Genomic DNA, 15,776 nt, shown 5'->3' on the forward strand with positions numbered 1-15,776 from the left:
AGGACCATAGCGAGCGAAATAGACAAACGATCTGGCTCATGGAACCCGAGTCCTCAGGTTACCTCGAGCATCCGTATCGATTAGCAAAACTTTATTCCTCTCAGTAGCCAACCTGATTCCAGATTCACTGCCGTCGTCGTCGTCTTTCCCACGCCGTCTTTCTGATTTCACCTTGGTCATCAATAAGTCTCCTCGCAAAGAAACCGACTACACTGAACATTTAAGTTCAGACAATCGGTTTCCTTGAAGAGTATATATAAAAAGAGAACACCCTCGAATTTGAAGAGTCGTTCTCTTAGTTATTCCAGTTTTAAGCAATGCGCCTTCAAAAAGATCAAGAATTTATTCTTCCACACTCCCCCTCTAATAATTCAAGCGACTAAGCATGGTAGAAAATAGTCCATACAAATATTACAAAAATTTGCGCTGTCTTCGTATTTCCTGTATACCAGCTTCCCATTACGTCTTGGTCCGTCACATGATGTAATGTCATCTTGCGATAGATTGATCCCGCAAGTTATACAGATATATTGATCTTCATCAAGATTTATAAATGTTTCCTGATCGCATTCAGGACACTCCATAAATGGGCTTTCTCCGCCATCTTTAATATAACTGGAAGTATCAACAAAATTATCAATATACCGCGAAGTGAAAATATCAATCTGCTCATCACAAAAATGACAGAATGCATCGGTCTCATCAACAAATTCGACTGCTTCATGGTAGCAAGCTGGGCATTGTTGTACAGTCTGCGCTTTACTGGATAGGCCAACTCATACTCCAACAAGTCGATTTGTGTCGATGCATGTCGTATTTTGGTGGAAATAAATGATTGATTTGTATCATAACTTGATATAACATAGCTACAATATTTATTCGAGGACCAACTTTTTAAATGTAGGACTCTATGGGATCGCTTCGACTTCTCATTCTTGTTGTTTCTTATTCTGCTGCATTCGGGTGAAAACTATGATCCAAATTTGCTCAATCAAACCACGTGAGATTATTGTACCTGGACGCGCAATACAATGGCATGAAGCTTCAACTTGTTTTTTATTTGTGGAGGCAATTGGCTTTTTAGATATTGAGTGGCACGGGAAAAAGGATCATTTACGGCCAGGGGATATAGTTATAGGAAAAAAAATCAGCCTCTTGAATAACGGTCTGTATCTTGAATCTATACGCGGTTTTAGGTTTGAATGGTCTGCTTCTGAACCGGACCGGCTACAAGAACCGTTTATTTTACGTGAAAAAGACACTTTAACGGTTAAAATAGCCACTGTTATTTCTCCTTTGTTCTCCGAAAATAATTACTCGCAAAATACGATAACAGAGATTGGACAGCGCTGTGGGCAGTTTTTTAATGAACTTTATACAAAAAAGACGATCCCAACAGTGGTCGCCAAAGCCCCGGTAGGAAGTATTGATCCCAGACTAATTACAGTCAATCGCTACATTCGCAAGCATTTCGTGTTACCGTTAACCTTACAGATGTTAGCTGATCTTATCCAATGTAACCCTGTATATTTATGCAACACCTATTCGAGAGTATTTCGGATTTCTCCAATCAAACACTTGCAGCACTTGAAGATGTCGCAAGCGCAAGATTGGTTGTTGCATACGAACTGGGAGATCAGCAATATTGCGAACCGACTTGGATATGTTTCCTCTGCTCAATTCGCTGACTTATTCAAAAGATACTACGGGCAAACACCAACGAAGTATCGACGCATAAAGCTACTGAAAGAGATAGACTATTAGATTGGGAGGGAATCGCATGGGCATTGCTTCTGTGGAACAGAAAGTGAGGTTAACGCTTGATAAAGTTCTTAATGTGGCAACAGGAGATTTTCCTAAGAAAGAAGAATTGTTCGCCTGGGGTCTCGATTCTATCAAAGTAGTGGAATTAATTGTCGAGCTTGAAGAAACTTTTGGTATCATATTTTATGACGATGAGTTATTGTTTGAAAATTTCTCCACAATTCAGTTGATTGTTGACCGCATCCAGGGAAAGCTGGTGGCACCATCGTAACCCCTTATCCGAAAAATCCGATTATCGATCCGACCCCACTGTTGCAGAATGTAAATAAGAATCTAGTTTGGTGGTTAAACATTAATCAAGAACACTTGTGGAACACGTCCAATGTGTTTCCTTCTGTAACGGATCGTCAAGAATTGGATTTAATTGAACAACAGGAGCAACAGCTGTTACTTAGTGCAAAATCAACAGACACCATTCTGCTTCGACATAATCCCGACAAACAATTTTTAAGCTATCTTGCCAAACATGGCTTCGAATTACCCAACATTCAAATTGTGAATAATAAAACTCTACCTGAGGATAGAGAACATCGCCAAATTAGTCTCGTTCCTTATTTAATTACGGAAGAGGTTGATCTTTGGACTCGAAATACTCCCGAACGTTCAGCAATAGGTGCACCATACGATCTAGTGAAGAAACTCAATAATAAGTTTTTTACACGCCAGATGGCCATTAATCATGAATTTCGAACAACAGTTGGTTATTTTTGCAATGACGAACAAGAATTACGGGAAGCATATACATCTTTACGTAACGCAGGATTCGAGAAATGCGTTCTTAAGATTCCTTATGGAGCATCCGGGAAGGGATTAAAAATCATTACAAATGAACAAGAGTTTTTAACTGTCTGTAAGTTCATTACTCGTCGAAGCCATCAATTCGACTTATTGCTCGAAGGGTGGCACCCAACGCAACAATGCATTAATGCCCAGTTGTGGATCGATCCCACATCAGTGAAACTGTTAGCTGTTACTGAGCAAATGATTGATCAGAACGGGGTTTACAAAGGGACCCATTTCACACCTAAGTTTAGCACTTCACTAATGGAACAGTATCGAACCGAAGTATTACGTCTTGGCTCAATTCTGCAACAAAAAGGATATTTCGGTGTTTGTGGTGTTGACTCCATCGTAGATACAAACGGCATTTTATACCCGATAATTGAAATAAATGCTCGATTCACCCAAGTGACATACCTATTGCCTGTCGTTGCTAAGCTAATCAACACATATTCCTTTATCTTCTCTCGCTATATTCGGTTTGAAACACGTAGTCCACAGGCTTTCTCAAATTTATATGAAAAACTTCACAAACGACTGTCACCAGATACGCGGAACGGCTTCATGGTATATACTTTTGTGCGCGGCACCTTGCCAGAGCAGTCGAAAACACGTTATCGGCTATTCGTTCTGTTCTATGGCTCTGACGAGGAGAAAGTGCATAACATGATTAAGATGTTCATTGATGAACATGTAGGTGTTGATCAGTTGTGAATAGAATCCAACTTGAAGAATTATGTTGTTTTCCCTAAAACAATCTGGCCATACTGCGAGCATAAATGTGTTTAATCATTTGAAATTACCCCACAATAATCGCGTTGTTTTGACGTGGAAAATTTCCAGCACAGTAGACATGGTTTACATGGAGGGGCGGACATGATATGCTAGCTTGCCTCTGCAAAACCCATGGCTTCGCCCTTTCGCAGTGAATCATGCCCGTAGAGGCTCCATGTCAACCGTTTCGTCATTTCAAGCTAGAGACGATTTTTATGGGTAACCTGACATGGTTTTTTGGGGTAATTAAGCTTGATAAAATACAGTACATAAGAGAAATCTCATGACTAAACCGGCAGGACTCGTACCAGTTGGTAGTGATGTTGCGCTAACTGATCCCTTGGCTGCAGCCTCAAAATTTGGCTGGGGTCATGAAAATGACCTTCTTGAGCGACCGAGCCGCGCTATCCATGTCCAGCACAAGGATGAACTGCACACTGCGGAAACCTTCGAGGGGGCTTCATAGGATGCAATGGTCATTGCCGATGAGAGCAAGCGCCTGAGGCAGTCCATCAAAGGAAGTCCCGGCGTCTCGGAGCAGACGGTCGATCGTTTGCACATCGAGAGCGTTGAGCCGAGCAAAGAAGCTCTGGTCCACTTTCGTCACTGGGAGGCGGAGTTCGTGCTGATGACTGTTTCGAAATGATCAGTGATGCCTGACATACAAGTGTTGCAGCTTTACAAGTAGCAGGACGAGGTAGGAGAGCGATTTCGGTTTCCGAAAAGTCAGGATTTCGTCTCCAGTATTTTTGCATTCGCCACGTCGGTCGTGACGTTCACATATGTGATGCTTCTCTATGGCTCGTTTGAGTATGTTATCCGTAAGAAAAAGAAGAGTGAGCAGCGGCTTCAAATTTGTAGTCCGTTGCGTCAGCATGGTGCGAGGGGCGCCCGCCTTAGTTTTCGTTTCTGGTTTTAAAAAAGGCATTGACGCGGGCGTATGGTCATGACGCATCTCGTAGATTAATCTTACCAATTTGAACTCGGTCGGTAATTTAACTCAAGTCATAGTTCTCCATAATTTTTATCAATTGTTCTATTAATAACACGATGCTGATGCGTTCTAATTTTAATATATTGGTCAGTCTAACTTGCATTTTTTCCGATGCTGCTGGATCCGATTTATTAAGAGCAAGGAGCATAAGATTACGCAAAAGAAGTGACTGCTGCTCAATTTCCTTAAACATACGCGATAGTTCTGCATTTGGATCAAAATCTTTATACAATGTTTTGATGAAGCTCACTCTACTGACCATGCATTTTTTGTGTTCCCAAAGAAGTTGAAAGGGGCGAATATCGAAGTTAACTTTTTTTTCAGATAATAATCCCAGGTATTCGTTTAAAGTGCTATAAATTTCTATCCCAAAAGCGTAGGCATCTGTATTTTGTATGTTTTTGATATTGGCAAAATTAATGGAAGAATTTCTGGGAATGATATAGTCTTGAAGACTTTCAAGTACTAGTTTCAAATCAAAACTATATTGTCCATTTAATCTAGCTCTAAATAATGTACATGAGAATAATGATGTTTCTTTTTCAATACGAAAGTTCTTTACTGTGCTTTCTAATGCTAATTCAAATTTTTCGAAACTTAGCGAATCGCTTGAATAGTTTTTATTCTTATTAAAACCGAAAAAGAATGCTTCTTTGTTTTTTTCATCAACCCCATGCAACAAGTTATCATGGAAATAGTGATCCCTTTGAAATGCACTTCTATTTGGTAAAAAGAATTCATTAAGTTTAAGATAAACGTAATATTTTTCGATTAACATCGAAAAAAAGAGATCAGCAGATAATACATTAGAAGGTAAAACTAAGTTCTTGATTTCAAGAAAAGGGTGACATGTAAAAAAAACAGTCTCATTGAAATTTTCTTCAAATACATGGGAATAAAAATCTAAAAAAACAGTGTTGGATAAGGTAATATTCTTTTTGCAAATTAACTGTATATAATTACTGTAGAACCATGGTAGGTATTGTTCTTGGGTTGATAGAATTGAAAGTGGAAATGCAAGATATTGGTAGGCAAGTATTGGAGGATTGTTAATGGGTAGAATAATTTTCCTCATTGCTAAACTCCTCAATGATAATTTTAGATTTCGAAAGTACAGAGTTCTGAAAAAGCAAAAAGGCTACCTGAAAATTTAGGAGAATACTGTGTATCGCAAGAACATCATCTAAAAAAATGTGCACCTTTCAGGTGAAATCTAACACATCTATCAAAAAATTAGATCGAATCTTCATTGAAAGATTCTAGAAGCTGGCTTCGAAGGAACAAAAGTCTCTTTGTTCTTTTGGAAAGAAATAATTTTTATCGATAGCGACGTGTAGCCTCTAGCAAAGTGCACAATGAAGGTTTAGAGTTTGCTTGCTTTATGCGGTTAGCCAGCTTAATTACTTGTCGAGCCACTTTTGATTTTCTTGAATGTTGCGAAAATAACGCCGTCGAATAGAACCGGATAAGTTCGGTAAAGAAGAAGCTTGATCGAATGGGTAAGCATAGAAAGGACATTGCCCTTGAATGGAGAAATTGTCGGTTACGGCACCACAATTTCCAATAAAAGGAGATGCCACACTCATAATATCCCTCTACTTGCCGATCGTCAAGTTCATTTTTGCATTGAAACCGCAACTTTCTAAACCGCAGCTGAGCCATCTGTTACCCTCATTCAGGCATCATTCTATGCGCTGGGAATAAGAATATGGATTAATTCCGGAATGCCGCCCGAGGGGATCGTATCGGCATCTACACTGAATCGGTTTCGAACTCGTAAGAGGCGGAGACAGTCAGTATGTACTGGCGATTCCATGTTTAAACTTTAAAGAAATGGACAAATTGGAGCGGCCGTATTGAGCGGGTCGTCCTTTCAGCAAACCGTTTTGGTTGGTTTCCAATTTTTTCGGTCCATCCGCGGAAGATGAGACATAAGAGAAATCTCATGACTAAACCGGCAGGACTCGCAGTCGGGATATCTGCTGGACGGAGCAGTGGTCACTACATCAGCAAAGATTTATTTTGCAGTTCTCCGTCTGTCATTTCGTGTTACTGCTAAGCTATCCAGTCCATAGATTGAAGGTGTAAATCGTCCTCAATTTGACGAAAACTATGTCCAAATGCTGTATTGATGCGAAAGTATACGACAACATTGACGGGTTCAGAATGTCCGATAAAACGATTCCTCCGCTTATTCAATGCATTGACGGACCTAGATTGTCCGATTCGCTGTGCCGTCGGACATTGACGACCGTCTTTAACAGGGAAAATGATCCAATTCAAGTGACACCATCCCCCTTCCGTCCCCCATCGGGTGAAACGCAGGGAACTCGTCCCCTGCACCCCATCGCTCGCCGTTTGGCAAGCCCAGCAAGGGATTGCTGGGCAGGTCAATAGCTTCGGAGGATGGCGGAAAACAGCCAAGGCTATATAAACGCTTCGCGGCCTTGACTGTTTTCTACTTTGGATAGATTTGTCGTCAAATCTTGGACAACAAACACCATCAACTTTCGGATATAATAACTCAGCTAAAACAATTTCGTTTTCAAGCGGACAGGTTATTCGTGTTCCGCTGCACGTTGAACAACTTTGGCATCGGTATCTCGTGAGCCAGCGCAACTGGTAGCGATGTTGTTGACTGATCCCTTGGCTGCAGCCACAAGGAAGCACAGCATCTGCAGAAACCTTTGATAAGTCACCATCGTGGAAGGCTTCAACCGTGCGAACGGTCATTGCCGAGGAGAGCCAGCAAATCAAGCGCAACGGAGGCAATTCGTCTAAGAATGCCCCGCGCCTCAGAGCAGACGGTCGATCTCTTGCACATCGAGAGCGTTGAGCCGAGCTAAGAAGTGCTAGCCCACTTTCGTCAACGTGAGGCGGCGTTCGTATGATGACTGAACTCGATAAACTTGCGAATGCCCGTGATTCGCTAGGCATCTCCACTATAGCTCTACTGAGAACGTAAAGACTAACTTATTTAGATGCTTTTTCTTGATAATATCTAATATTAATCTAATAGACTTAGCGCTTGAAAGTCAGTTATTTCTTCGAAACTTTCATAGAACTCATCTACTACAAATCTAGTTTTTTCGGACATATAATAGTAGTGTACACTTGCACCAGTATCTTCTAGAACTTTTTTCGTATGAGAAAAGATCACCGGTGTAGCGACAATTAAACTTCTCGGATTCGATTGTTCTATTTCTTTTATTGCCGACATCATAGTAAAACCTGAAGCGATGCCATCGTCTATAATAACTACCGTCTTGTCCGTATACTCAGAGGGATTTGGAATATATCGTGAGAATGACTTTCGCTTTTTATTTAAATTTTCTAAAGGTATTTTCTTGAATTGTTCAATCATTCGGGGAGACAATTTTAAATTACTAATCCTCTCTTCATTAAACAATTCATAATGTTCTGATACGGAACCCAATCCAACGTATGGGATCCCATGTAATGGAATTTTTTTTGATAATACAACATGGAGTGGTACTTTGATAGTATTAGTAATTGATTTGGCTACAGCAATTCCCCCGTTTGGTATCGCTGCAAACAGCATATTTTCATGAACAATATTCTTCATAGTTTCTAACAGTAGTAATCCAGCATGATCTCTATTCTTAAAAATCAGCTTACACATCTTTCTCCCCCCCTGCCTTGAACTTACTCCTTTAGTATTAAAAAATGAAGATATTATCCTCCAGACATTGGGTGTAAAAATACTATAGTGTCATTGTCTTTAACAACATAATCCAAATTGTACTGATTCTCATCATTTACTGAAACTATTATTTCATCTAAAGTTAATTCAAACTTATACTTTTCAGTTAGTTCCTCATATAATTCACGGATGTTATTAGCACTAGTCTCTATTACCTCATCCGTTTTTTTCGTTTTTTCCTGAAATGTTGCATAATAATATGTGTTTATTTTCATTATTACTCTCTCCCATGTATAAAAATAATGAAATCCGACGTTACAATTCATCTCGTTACTGTCATATACCTGCATCGCATTTAAGTGTGAATATCTCATAGCCAATGGGAAATTCCGCCTCTTAAATGATACACTGATTTAAATCCTTTTAATCGCAACATCTCAGTTAATGCACTGCTCCGAATGCCAATATCGCAAATAAATACGATCAACCTTTCTCGGTCCCATGATTCAAATTGTATCAATACCTCTTCAAACGATATGGTCTTAGAGTTATGTAAAGGTAATATGCCATGACCATCAACATTATCGCGCAGATCGATGATGTTAGGGAAAGGTCTCATGTTATTTAACTTCTCCCAATCTAAATCCCACTCATCTGAGTAATCAATTTGTTTAATCTCACAGCTTATTCCGTAATCATAACTCAAGTCGGTAATCGATGGATCGTCCCCACATACCGGGCATTTATGGTTTCTTTTCCATTTAATCGAGCTAAATCTCCCATTAAACGAATCAAACATGATTAACTTCCCTGTTAATGGAGTGCCGATTTTTAATAACACCTTAAGCGCTTCAACTGCCTGCAAAGAACCCATCATTCCCACTAACGGTCCAATCACACCAATTTCAGAACAATTTTTTATTATTGTTCTATATGGAATGGATGGATAGAGACAACGATAACAGCCTTCTCCCGGTAAAAAGACAGTAGCTTGTCCATCGAATTTTGAAACAGAAGCATCTATAAATGGTTTTTTTAAAAGTACGCAGCAATCATTAACTAAATATCTTGTTGGAAAGTTATCCGTTCCATTAATTACAAGATCATATTCACTGATAATGATTTCCGCATTCTTCGAGGATAAAAAAAACGGGTACTCATTAATACAAATCTCCGAATTTAATTGCGCTAAAAAACCTACTGCAGAACTTGTTTTCAATTTCCCAACACTGTACTCAGTATGAATAATCTGCCTTTGCAAATTACTCATTTCCACAGCATCCCCATCGACGATGCCTATGGTACCTACACCCGCAGATGCCAAATAGGCTAGCACAGGTGCCCCGAGTCCACCAGCACCAATTACTAACACTCGTGAATCGAGTAATCTTTTTTGTCCTTCAACACCAATTTGAGGTATAATTACTTGCCTGTTGAATCTTCCACATTGTTCCTTGGTCAACAATCTATTCACCTCATTTCATATGATTAAGTTGAATAAGTCACTCTGTCCGTTGATCCACGAAGTTTTTTTACTGATTCGGCTATGATATTGGCAGCCTGTTCCACTTCGTCGTTTGTTGAAAATTTCCCTAACCCTATTCGTAATGATGATCTAATTTGCTCATCTGGTAATCCTATCGCCTTAAGAACGTGCGATGGCAATGACGAGCTCGAAGAACATGCCGATCCACTAGAAATTGCGATCCTAGACCTCAAGAGCGTTATGATGTCTGCATTACTAATGCCTGGAATCGATATATGTAGATTACCAGACAGACGATTTTGTACATCACCATTAATTTGCAATTCCGGTATTAAAGAGAGCAATAGGCTTTGTAACTTATCTCTTCTAAGCATAATTTGATATTCGTCTTCAATCATTTCTAGACTTCTTAGTCTACAAGCTTCACCCAGACCAACTATGCCAGGCACATTAAGTGTCCCTGGACGAATGTTTCTTTGTTGCCCTCCACCAAAAAAAAGTGGTTCCACTTCCGTACCATTCCTTATTACTAATGCTCCTATACCTTTCGGTCCATATATTTTATGTGAAGTAAATGCTAAAAAAGTAATTCCAAATTCCTCAAAGTCAATATGAATTCTACCGACGGCTTGACTAGCATCACAAAGGAAAGGGACACCATATTTTTTGGCAATGGAACTTATCAATTTTATATCATTTATTGTCCCAATTTCGTTATTGGCCGCCATTACACAGAGAAGATCTGGCTGGGTGGAACAAACTCTACTAAGATGCTCAAAATCAATACGACCGTATGAGTCTACATTTAGCATTGTGACATTGGTTAAACCTTGTCCTTGCAAATAATAGCACGTTTCTAAAACAGCCTTATGTTCTGTCGGTGATACTGCGATTACACTTCTTTTAGCACAAGCCCGCCGATTAACACCATAGATTATTCCTTGAATTGCTAAATTAATGCTTTCGGTCGCACCCGAAGTGAATATAATTTCGTTTACGGAGCAGTGAACTAATTGTGAAATTAAAATCTTAGCTTCAGAAACTGCTAATTGTGCTTCAGTTCCATAAATATGCTCTATACTGCTTGGGTTACCAAAGGATTCACTCAAATAATGCTGAATTTGTTTTCCGATACGGTTATCAACGGGCGTTGTTGCTTGATAATCAAGATAGATTGGTCGATACCCACTAATCCCCAATTAATTCACCCCTATTACTAACAACCATTTTAAGAATAATAAGTAAATGCCAATTCACACCATTGTTCCCTTCCTCAATTTTCTGAGATCGTTACTTAAAGAATCGGTGGAAAATTAGAACATAATTAAAATATTATATTTTTAATTTTGATTGAAACATTTCGCTTCTATATATCCTCATCATTTCCTGCGATACCTTCTCTGGATTTTCAATCGAAGAAATTATTTTAAAGTTATTTTTGTGGGCAAGCGCGATATAAGCGTTCCTGAACTTTGTGGTCGGTCCAATTTGCTGGTCAGCCATCGCTTCATTAGATCCATCCCGCTTTGATACACGATTTATTGCAATTTCGGGGGGACAATCTAAGATAAACGTAATATCTGGCCAAAACAATAACTCGCATAACCTAGTTAAGTAAGGAATATTCCCTTCACTCTTTGCCATATAATGAGCAAATAAGCAAAAAACGTATCGATCAATAACCACTGTTTTACCGACTCGGAGAGCTGGCTCAATAAGCAACGCTTGTTGATTTAACCTATCTGCTGCCCCGAAAACACCTAACGCAAATTCATCGAATTTTTCTCCATCACCTTTTTTAAGAAAAGTGCTTCTAACATGTCTATCTGTGCGCCACCAGTCTGAAGGCTGCCTTAGGCGAACAATATTTGTTTCTTTATGACCTTCCGAAATAATACTATCTACAAACTTATCCAGCGCGGACGACTTTCCGGCACCATCTACACCACATGCAACAATTAAAAAACCCGGGTAATTATGTTTTTTTAGGGATACTTTCATAAACCGCCTCCATCGCTTTTCAAAGTTAAGTATTCCAATCGGTGCAACGAACTATGCGAACAAAGTCTAGCATTTTTTTATAGCTTTTTATCCCAGGAGTTATTTCTACACCCGTGCATAGATCGACAACATCGGGTTTAACGGTTTTAATAGCTTCAACAATATTCGTTTCGCACAACCCGCCTGCAAGTATGATTGGAATAGTTTTCTCAAATTCATTGAGCAAAAACCAATTGAACGTTTTACCCGTACCACCACATTGATCACCAATCTTTGAATCAAGCAGTATAGCACTCGATGCATATTTGTCTAACCCTTCTAGATCTGCTTTCCTATTAACCCCAATTGTTTTAATCGTTTTCACAGGAAGGTTATTCACAAATTCTGGTGATTCAGAACCATGTAGTTGAACATAGTCCAACCCAACTCGTTCAACTACATTCAAAATGTTAACTTCATGTTCATTTTTAAATACACCAACTACTGAAACAAACGGCGGAATCACTTTTCTTATGTGTATGGCTGTTTCAACACTCACTGCTCGCGCGGAATCTTCCACAAACTGCAGGCCTATAGCATCAGCGCCAGCCTTAACCGCATTTAAAGCATCTTCTTGACTTGTTATTCCACAGATCTTTACTTTTATCATATTTATTATCGCTCCTTATTTGTTTTAATATATTTCACTATTAATTTTCTAACAATGTTCATAATATGGTGAACCATACTCTTCCTTAAAGTTCAATGAAATGTATTCTCAATTCCACAAATGCCCGCTTGCCAGACTTTATCGTCAATCTGAGAATGGATTCGATTGCAGCTATTGATCCCATATAAATACTGATTCCATTAATGCGGATATTTTATTTCTCGTTTCTAATAATTCACTCTGCGCATGGGATTCTGGAAGAACACCGACACCAACTTTCGTGTAAATAACATCATCTAATATTAGTGCATTTCGTAAATTCAAAAAGCACCCACTTGAATCGCTCATCGAGCGCCCCACGATACCACCATAAAATCTGTGGGGCTCTCTCTCCATTTCATCATAGAACGACAATAGCTCTTTTGGATTACATGATAATAAAGGGAAAATATCTTCAAAAATTTTAAAAATGGTGATTTTCGGTCTTAACTTTCCGAGAATTACTGAATGAAAATGGAATACATTACGAAGCCTTTTAATATTGAACTGGCTGGCTATACTAAGAGAACCATCAACGCAATACTGTTTATACCGTCCAGGACGTCTATTCAGAGATGTACTATGCTCTTTTATCTGTTTTGCGTTTTTTACCAACTCCTTTTCGATAAATTCATTATCTAGGCTAGCCTTACAAGTACCAGCCACAATATCTGCCGAAAGAATTCCATCATTTATTTCAAATACATTTTCTGGTGTACAGCCCAATGAGAAAAAGTTCGGCTGAATACAAATAAAATGACTACCCGCATAATCACCAAGAAATCTCACATAGTGTTCGTATAACTCAAAAGCATTACGTTTTTGAGTTAATTTATATTGATAAGATCGTGTAAGGCACATTTTACTATCAGAAAAACTTGAAAGTAATTTTACGGCCCATTCAATGCGACCTAAGAACGTTTCATCATCATCATTGCTTAACCACTTAGAACTTATGTCTTCAAATGATTCAATTTGACCGGGTACAACGTTGTTACAGTCATGTGATTTCTTTTCATGGAAGGTGTTCAACATCTCCTCACCTTTATTTTTTGAAATATTGTTTTTAGCATAGCTAAGATTACCACCAACGTGTTCAGGGGAAAAAATAAATTCGATTTCAGGCTGTACCAAAATAATATTAGGGATTCTTGGGTCGTTATGTTTTCGCTCAAGATCGGGACTTAATAAATAAAAGCAAGGTGCAGTCGTATCCGTATTTTCCTCTACGTATTTAAATATTGAATTTTTATTAATATTCTCAGGATCATTTTGTCTTAATTCTTTACAATATATTCCAATTTTTTCGTCTACTATTAAGGTATTTTGAGATTTAATACCGATATGCACTTGCTTTTTATTTTTGTTGTGAATAAAGTAGCTTCCCTTTGAATTCGTGAAGCCAGATAGTGAGAAGAAACGACATGCTTTCTCCCAATAAGGCTCATTCCTAAATGTTATTACAGACTCCGATGTTAGCATCCTTTATACCTCGCAACAACATACATAGATTTATTGGCATAGGATGCACTTCCATCAGCCTCAAAGATATCCAAAACATCAAATCCATTTTGATTAAGAAAATAGGATATTTCTGCTGGAAATATAATTCGATAACTCATAGAATCGCAAAATGTTTCATTTTGACCTTCCACTGTCCAGGTTCGTGTTCTTTCTACAACTTGTTGTAACTTTAAAAGGTTGTAGCTCATTTCTCCAACTGCCGTTGAATCTTTGTAAGGCATAAAAAATTTATCTGGAACTTTAAATTCACCAAAATAATCTGACGGATTTAATGGCTGTAATAATAGTAGCGAGCCTTTGTGAGCATGACTTTGATATGTCTTAAATGTTGCATCAAGGTCTTCATTTGATAGCGCAAAATTCATGCAACCACCCAAAGCACAGATAACATCAAAAGTACGGGAAAGACGGAATGTCCGCATATCACCAGTAAATACATTCAACTTGGGATTTTTTCTCTTTGCGTATGCCACCATGCTCTGAGTAGCGTCAAACCCTACACAATCCGGATAACGTTTAGAGAAGTCAGCCAAGTCTCTTCCCGTACCACAACCGATATCCAAAATGGAAGATGGTGTCTCTACTAAGTATTTCTCAAAAATACTAATACAAAGCTCACTTTTTCCTCTAGGTGGAAATACTAATTCATAAAACTCTGGGTTATCATATAAGAAATCGTTTATCATACCTGTCCCCTTCAAATTAATTTTTATGGAGTTTTAACGACGCACTGGGAATAAGTAATTAATATCCAGTAGTAAAACATAAAACGTACCGTTTTGTCTTTGAAATTCAAAATTATAGTACACTTTATAACTTTAATATTGTTAAAGTTTAGGTAGTATTGCTCTGGCTTAAACTCGCCATAAATTCTGAATTTTTTATAAAATTAATATAATACTGTCTACTTCCAAAGTAGTCATATACCGGAAGATTTGAACTCAATATAAAATTAGCCATCCTTATATTCCAATAATATCCATATAAGGATGTAAGACGCTTCAAATATGGCATATAACTATCTTCTAAATTTCTTGATTTAATGTAGAATTCAAGAAAATGTTTCAAAAGTACTGGGTTTCTACCTAGATTGTTTTGCACAATTTGAGCTAGGTCATATGAAGAGCTGCGAAACCTTGAGCATTCCCAGTCAATTAAATACGGAATTTCATCACGAATTACGATATTTTTAAAGTGTAAATCTCCATGTACAAGACATGATCTAGTAAGCTCTTTCGGAGAATTATTTATTATACTGATCCAAGATTTAATACTCTTCCTAAGGTTTATACTTGACTCAGGAAAATACTTATTGATCGCTATGACTTCTTTTTCAAATATTGATTCCCAAAATGCAGATGCATCGTAGCTAGAGTGCGTAATTCTATCTAGAGTACCAAATCCCTTTGAGTGATATTTATGTATATTTGCAACCTGCTCAGCAAGATTCTTTATACATTCAATCACTGTAGATTCAACAGTAATTTTCTGCTTTAGATATACATCAAAAGTTTGTCCTTTTATATATTCAAATACGGCAAATTTATTTCTATAAACATCCGGCTCGTAAGATATTAACTTCGGTGCTTTGACATTAGCTTTATCGAATAGCTTGTAGGCTAAACGTTCTGCAGCGAATTCTTGACCGTACTCGTCATCCTCAAAGATACGCTCTCGCAAAACAAAAGGAATTTGTCCCGTAGAAAGTTTTATCCCATAAATTCTATTTAGCATCCCAGATGCAATAATAGGTAGATCAATGATATCGGAATCACCAATTTTATCTGCAATACTTTTTCTAACTATATTTTTTAGTTCAATCATTTTCCACCTCTAAAATAATAAAATACTTTTATTGCATATTAAACCGAACGTGCCTAAGTTAAGTCGGCCCAATATATGTAGTATGTTTCATCGAGGCGTTTATATAAATGTCCTCGTTTACCCCCCCCCCCCCCCCAATTGAGTCCATATTTCTACTGGGGAATTGCTAATTTTGTCCAATAACGTTGCGGTTCTTATCCAAGAATCGAGTGGTTCC

Annotated in this window: 14 protein-coding genes; 4 read left to right on the forward strand and 10 right to left on the reverse strand. The window is 38.2% G+C overall.

Going from position 1 to position 15,776, the window contains the following annotated elements:
* Positions 1–972 precede the first annotated feature (972 nt).
* The 4 genes from ACFPOF_RS15840 (at position 973) to ACFPOF_RS15855 (ending at position 4,024) form a co-directional block, all read left to right on the forward strand.
* Positions 973–1,764, forward strand: coding sequence for a helix-turn-helix transcriptional regulator (locus ACFPOF_RS15840; protein WP_378134271.1), 792 nt, complete (start codon positions 973–975; stop codon positions 1,762–1,764).
* 16 nt (positions 1,765–1,780) lie between these two features.
* On the forward strand, positions 1,781–2,035 hold the full coding sequence (locus ACFPOF_RS15845; RefSeq protein WP_378134273.1) for an acyl carrier protein: 255 nt from the start codon (positions 1,781–1,783) through the stop codon (positions 2,033–2,035).
* Positions 2,036–2,178: 143 nt separating this feature from the next.
* Entirely contained in the window at positions 2,179–3,318 is a 1,140-nt protein-coding gene (locus tag ACFPOF_RS15850; protein WP_378134275.1) for an ATP-grasp domain-containing protein, read from the forward strand.
* Between the two features lie 532 nt (positions 3,319–3,850).
* Entirely contained in the window at positions 3,851–4,024 is a 174-nt protein-coding gene (locus ACFPOF_RS15855; protein ID WP_378134277.1) for a hypothetical protein, read from the forward strand.
* 349 nt (positions 4,025–4,373) lie between these two features.
* Here the strand turns inward: ACFPOF_RS15855 and ACFPOF_RS15860 are convergent, their stop codons facing one another.
* From ACFPOF_RS15860 to ACFPOF_RS15905, 10 genes are all read right to left on the reverse strand, one after another.
* Entirely contained in the window at positions 4,374–5,447 is a 1,074-nt protein-coding gene (locus ACFPOF_RS15860) for a hypothetical protein (RefSeq protein WP_378134279.1), read from the reverse strand.
* 1,932 nt (positions 5,448–7,379) lie between these two features.
* Positions 7,380–8,015, reverse strand: coding sequence for a phosphoribosyltransferase family protein (locus ACFPOF_RS15865; protein ID WP_378134281.1), 636 nt, complete (start codon positions 8,013–8,015; stop codon positions 7,380–7,382).
* Positions 8,016–8,068: 53 nt separating this feature from the next.
* Positions 8,069–8,311, reverse strand: a complete 243-nt coding sequence (locus tag ACFPOF_RS15870) for a MoaD/ThiS family protein (protein ID WP_378134283.1) — start codon at positions 8,309–8,311, stop codon at positions 8,069–8,071.
* Between the two features lie 95 nt (positions 8,312–8,406).
* On the reverse strand, positions 8,407–9,498 hold the full coding sequence (gene moeB, locus ACFPOF_RS15875; RefSeq protein ID WP_378134285.1) for a molybdopterin-synthase adenylyltransferase MoeB: 1,092 nt from the start codon (positions 9,496–9,498) through the stop codon (positions 8,407–8,409).
* A gap of 26 nt (positions 9,499–9,524) precedes the next feature.
* Complete coding sequence (locus tag ACFPOF_RS15880; protein WP_378134287.1) at positions 9,525–10,721, reverse strand: cysteine desulfurase family protein; 1,197 nt, start codon at positions 10,719–10,721, stop codon at positions 9,525–9,527.
* A gap of 133 nt (positions 10,722–10,854) precedes the next feature.
* Positions 10,855–11,523, reverse strand: coding sequence for a dTMP kinase (locus ACFPOF_RS15885; RefSeq protein ID WP_378134289.1), 669 nt, complete (start codon positions 11,521–11,523; stop codon positions 10,855–10,857).
* A gap of 25 nt (positions 11,524–11,548) precedes the next feature.
* Positions 11,549–12,172 carry a phosphoribosylanthranilate isomerase gene (locus ACFPOF_RS15890; protein WP_378134291.1) on the reverse strand — a complete coding sequence of 208 codons (624 nt, stop codon included), beginning with the start codon at positions 12,170–12,172 and terminating at the stop codon, positions 11,549–11,551.
* 171 nt (positions 12,173–12,343) lie between these two features.
* The gene (locus ACFPOF_RS15895) at positions 12,344–13,693 is read right to left on the reverse strand and encodes a chorismate-binding protein (protein ID WP_378134293.1); all 1,350 of its coding nucleotides are present in this window, start codon (positions 13,691–13,693) and stop codon (positions 12,344–12,346) included.
* Complete coding sequence (locus ACFPOF_RS15900) at positions 13,687–14,421, reverse strand: class I SAM-dependent methyltransferase (protein ID WP_378134295.1); 735 nt, start codon at positions 14,419–14,421, stop codon at positions 13,687–13,689. Before ACFPOF_RS15900 ends, ACFPOF_RS15895 begins: the two co-directional genes overlap by 7 nt.
* A gap of 148 nt (positions 14,422–14,569) precedes the next feature.
* Positions 14,570–15,559 carry an aminoglycoside phosphotransferase family protein gene (locus ACFPOF_RS15905; protein ID WP_378134297.1) on the reverse strand — a complete coding sequence of 330 codons (990 nt, stop codon included), beginning with the start codon at positions 15,557–15,559 and terminating at the stop codon, positions 14,570–14,572.
* Positions 15,560–15,776: the final 217 nt, after the last annotated feature.

It is taken from the genome of Cohnella soli (assembly GCF_042655525.1).
Taxonomy (GTDB): domain Bacteria; phylum Bacillota; class Bacilli; order Paenibacillales; family Paenibacillaceae; genus Cohnella; species Cohnella soli.

Coding starts and splice junctions, on each gene's coding strand:
- ACFPOF_RS15840 (WP_378134271.1), top strand. CDS start 973: ATGATCCAAATTTGCTCAATCAAACCACGTGAGATTATTGTACCTGGA.
- ACFPOF_RS15845 (WP_378134273.1), top strand. CDS start 1,781: ATGGGCATTGCTTCTGTGGAACAGAAAGTGAGGTTAACGCTTGATAAA.
- ACFPOF_RS15855 (WP_378134277.1), top strand. CDS start 3,851: ATGGTCATTGCCGATGAGAGCAAGCGCCTGAGGCAGTCCATCAAAGGA.
- ACFPOF_RS15860 (WP_378134279.1), bottom strand. CDS start 5,447: ATGAGGAAAATTATTCTACCCATTAACAATCCTCCAATACTTGCCTAC.
- ACFPOF_RS15865 (WP_378134281.1), bottom strand. CDS start 8,015: ATGTGTAAGCTGATTTTTAAGAATAGAGATCATGCTGGATTACTACTG.
- ACFPOF_RS15870 (WP_378134283.1), bottom strand. CDS start 8,311: ATGAAAATAAACACATATTATTATGCAACATTTCAGGAAAAAACGAAA.
- ACFPOF_RS15885 (WP_378134289.1), bottom strand. CDS start 11,523: ATGAAAGTATCCCTAAAAAAACATAATTACCCGGGTTTTTTAATTGTT.
- ACFPOF_RS15890 (WP_378134291.1), bottom strand. CDS start 12,172: ATGATAAAAGTAAAGATCTGTGGAATAACAAGTCAAGAAGATGCTTTA.
- ACFPOF_RS15895 (WP_378134293.1), bottom strand. CDS start 13,693: ATGCTAACATCGGAGTCTGTAATAACATTTAGGAATGAGCCTTATTGG.
- ACFPOF_RS15900 (WP_378134295.1), bottom strand. CDS start 14,421: ATGATAAACGATTTCTTATATGATAACCCAGAGTTTTATGAATTAGTA.
- ACFPOF_RS15905 (WP_378134297.1), bottom strand. CDS start 15,559: ATGATTGAACTAAAAAATATAGTTAGAAAAAGTATTGCAGATAAAATT.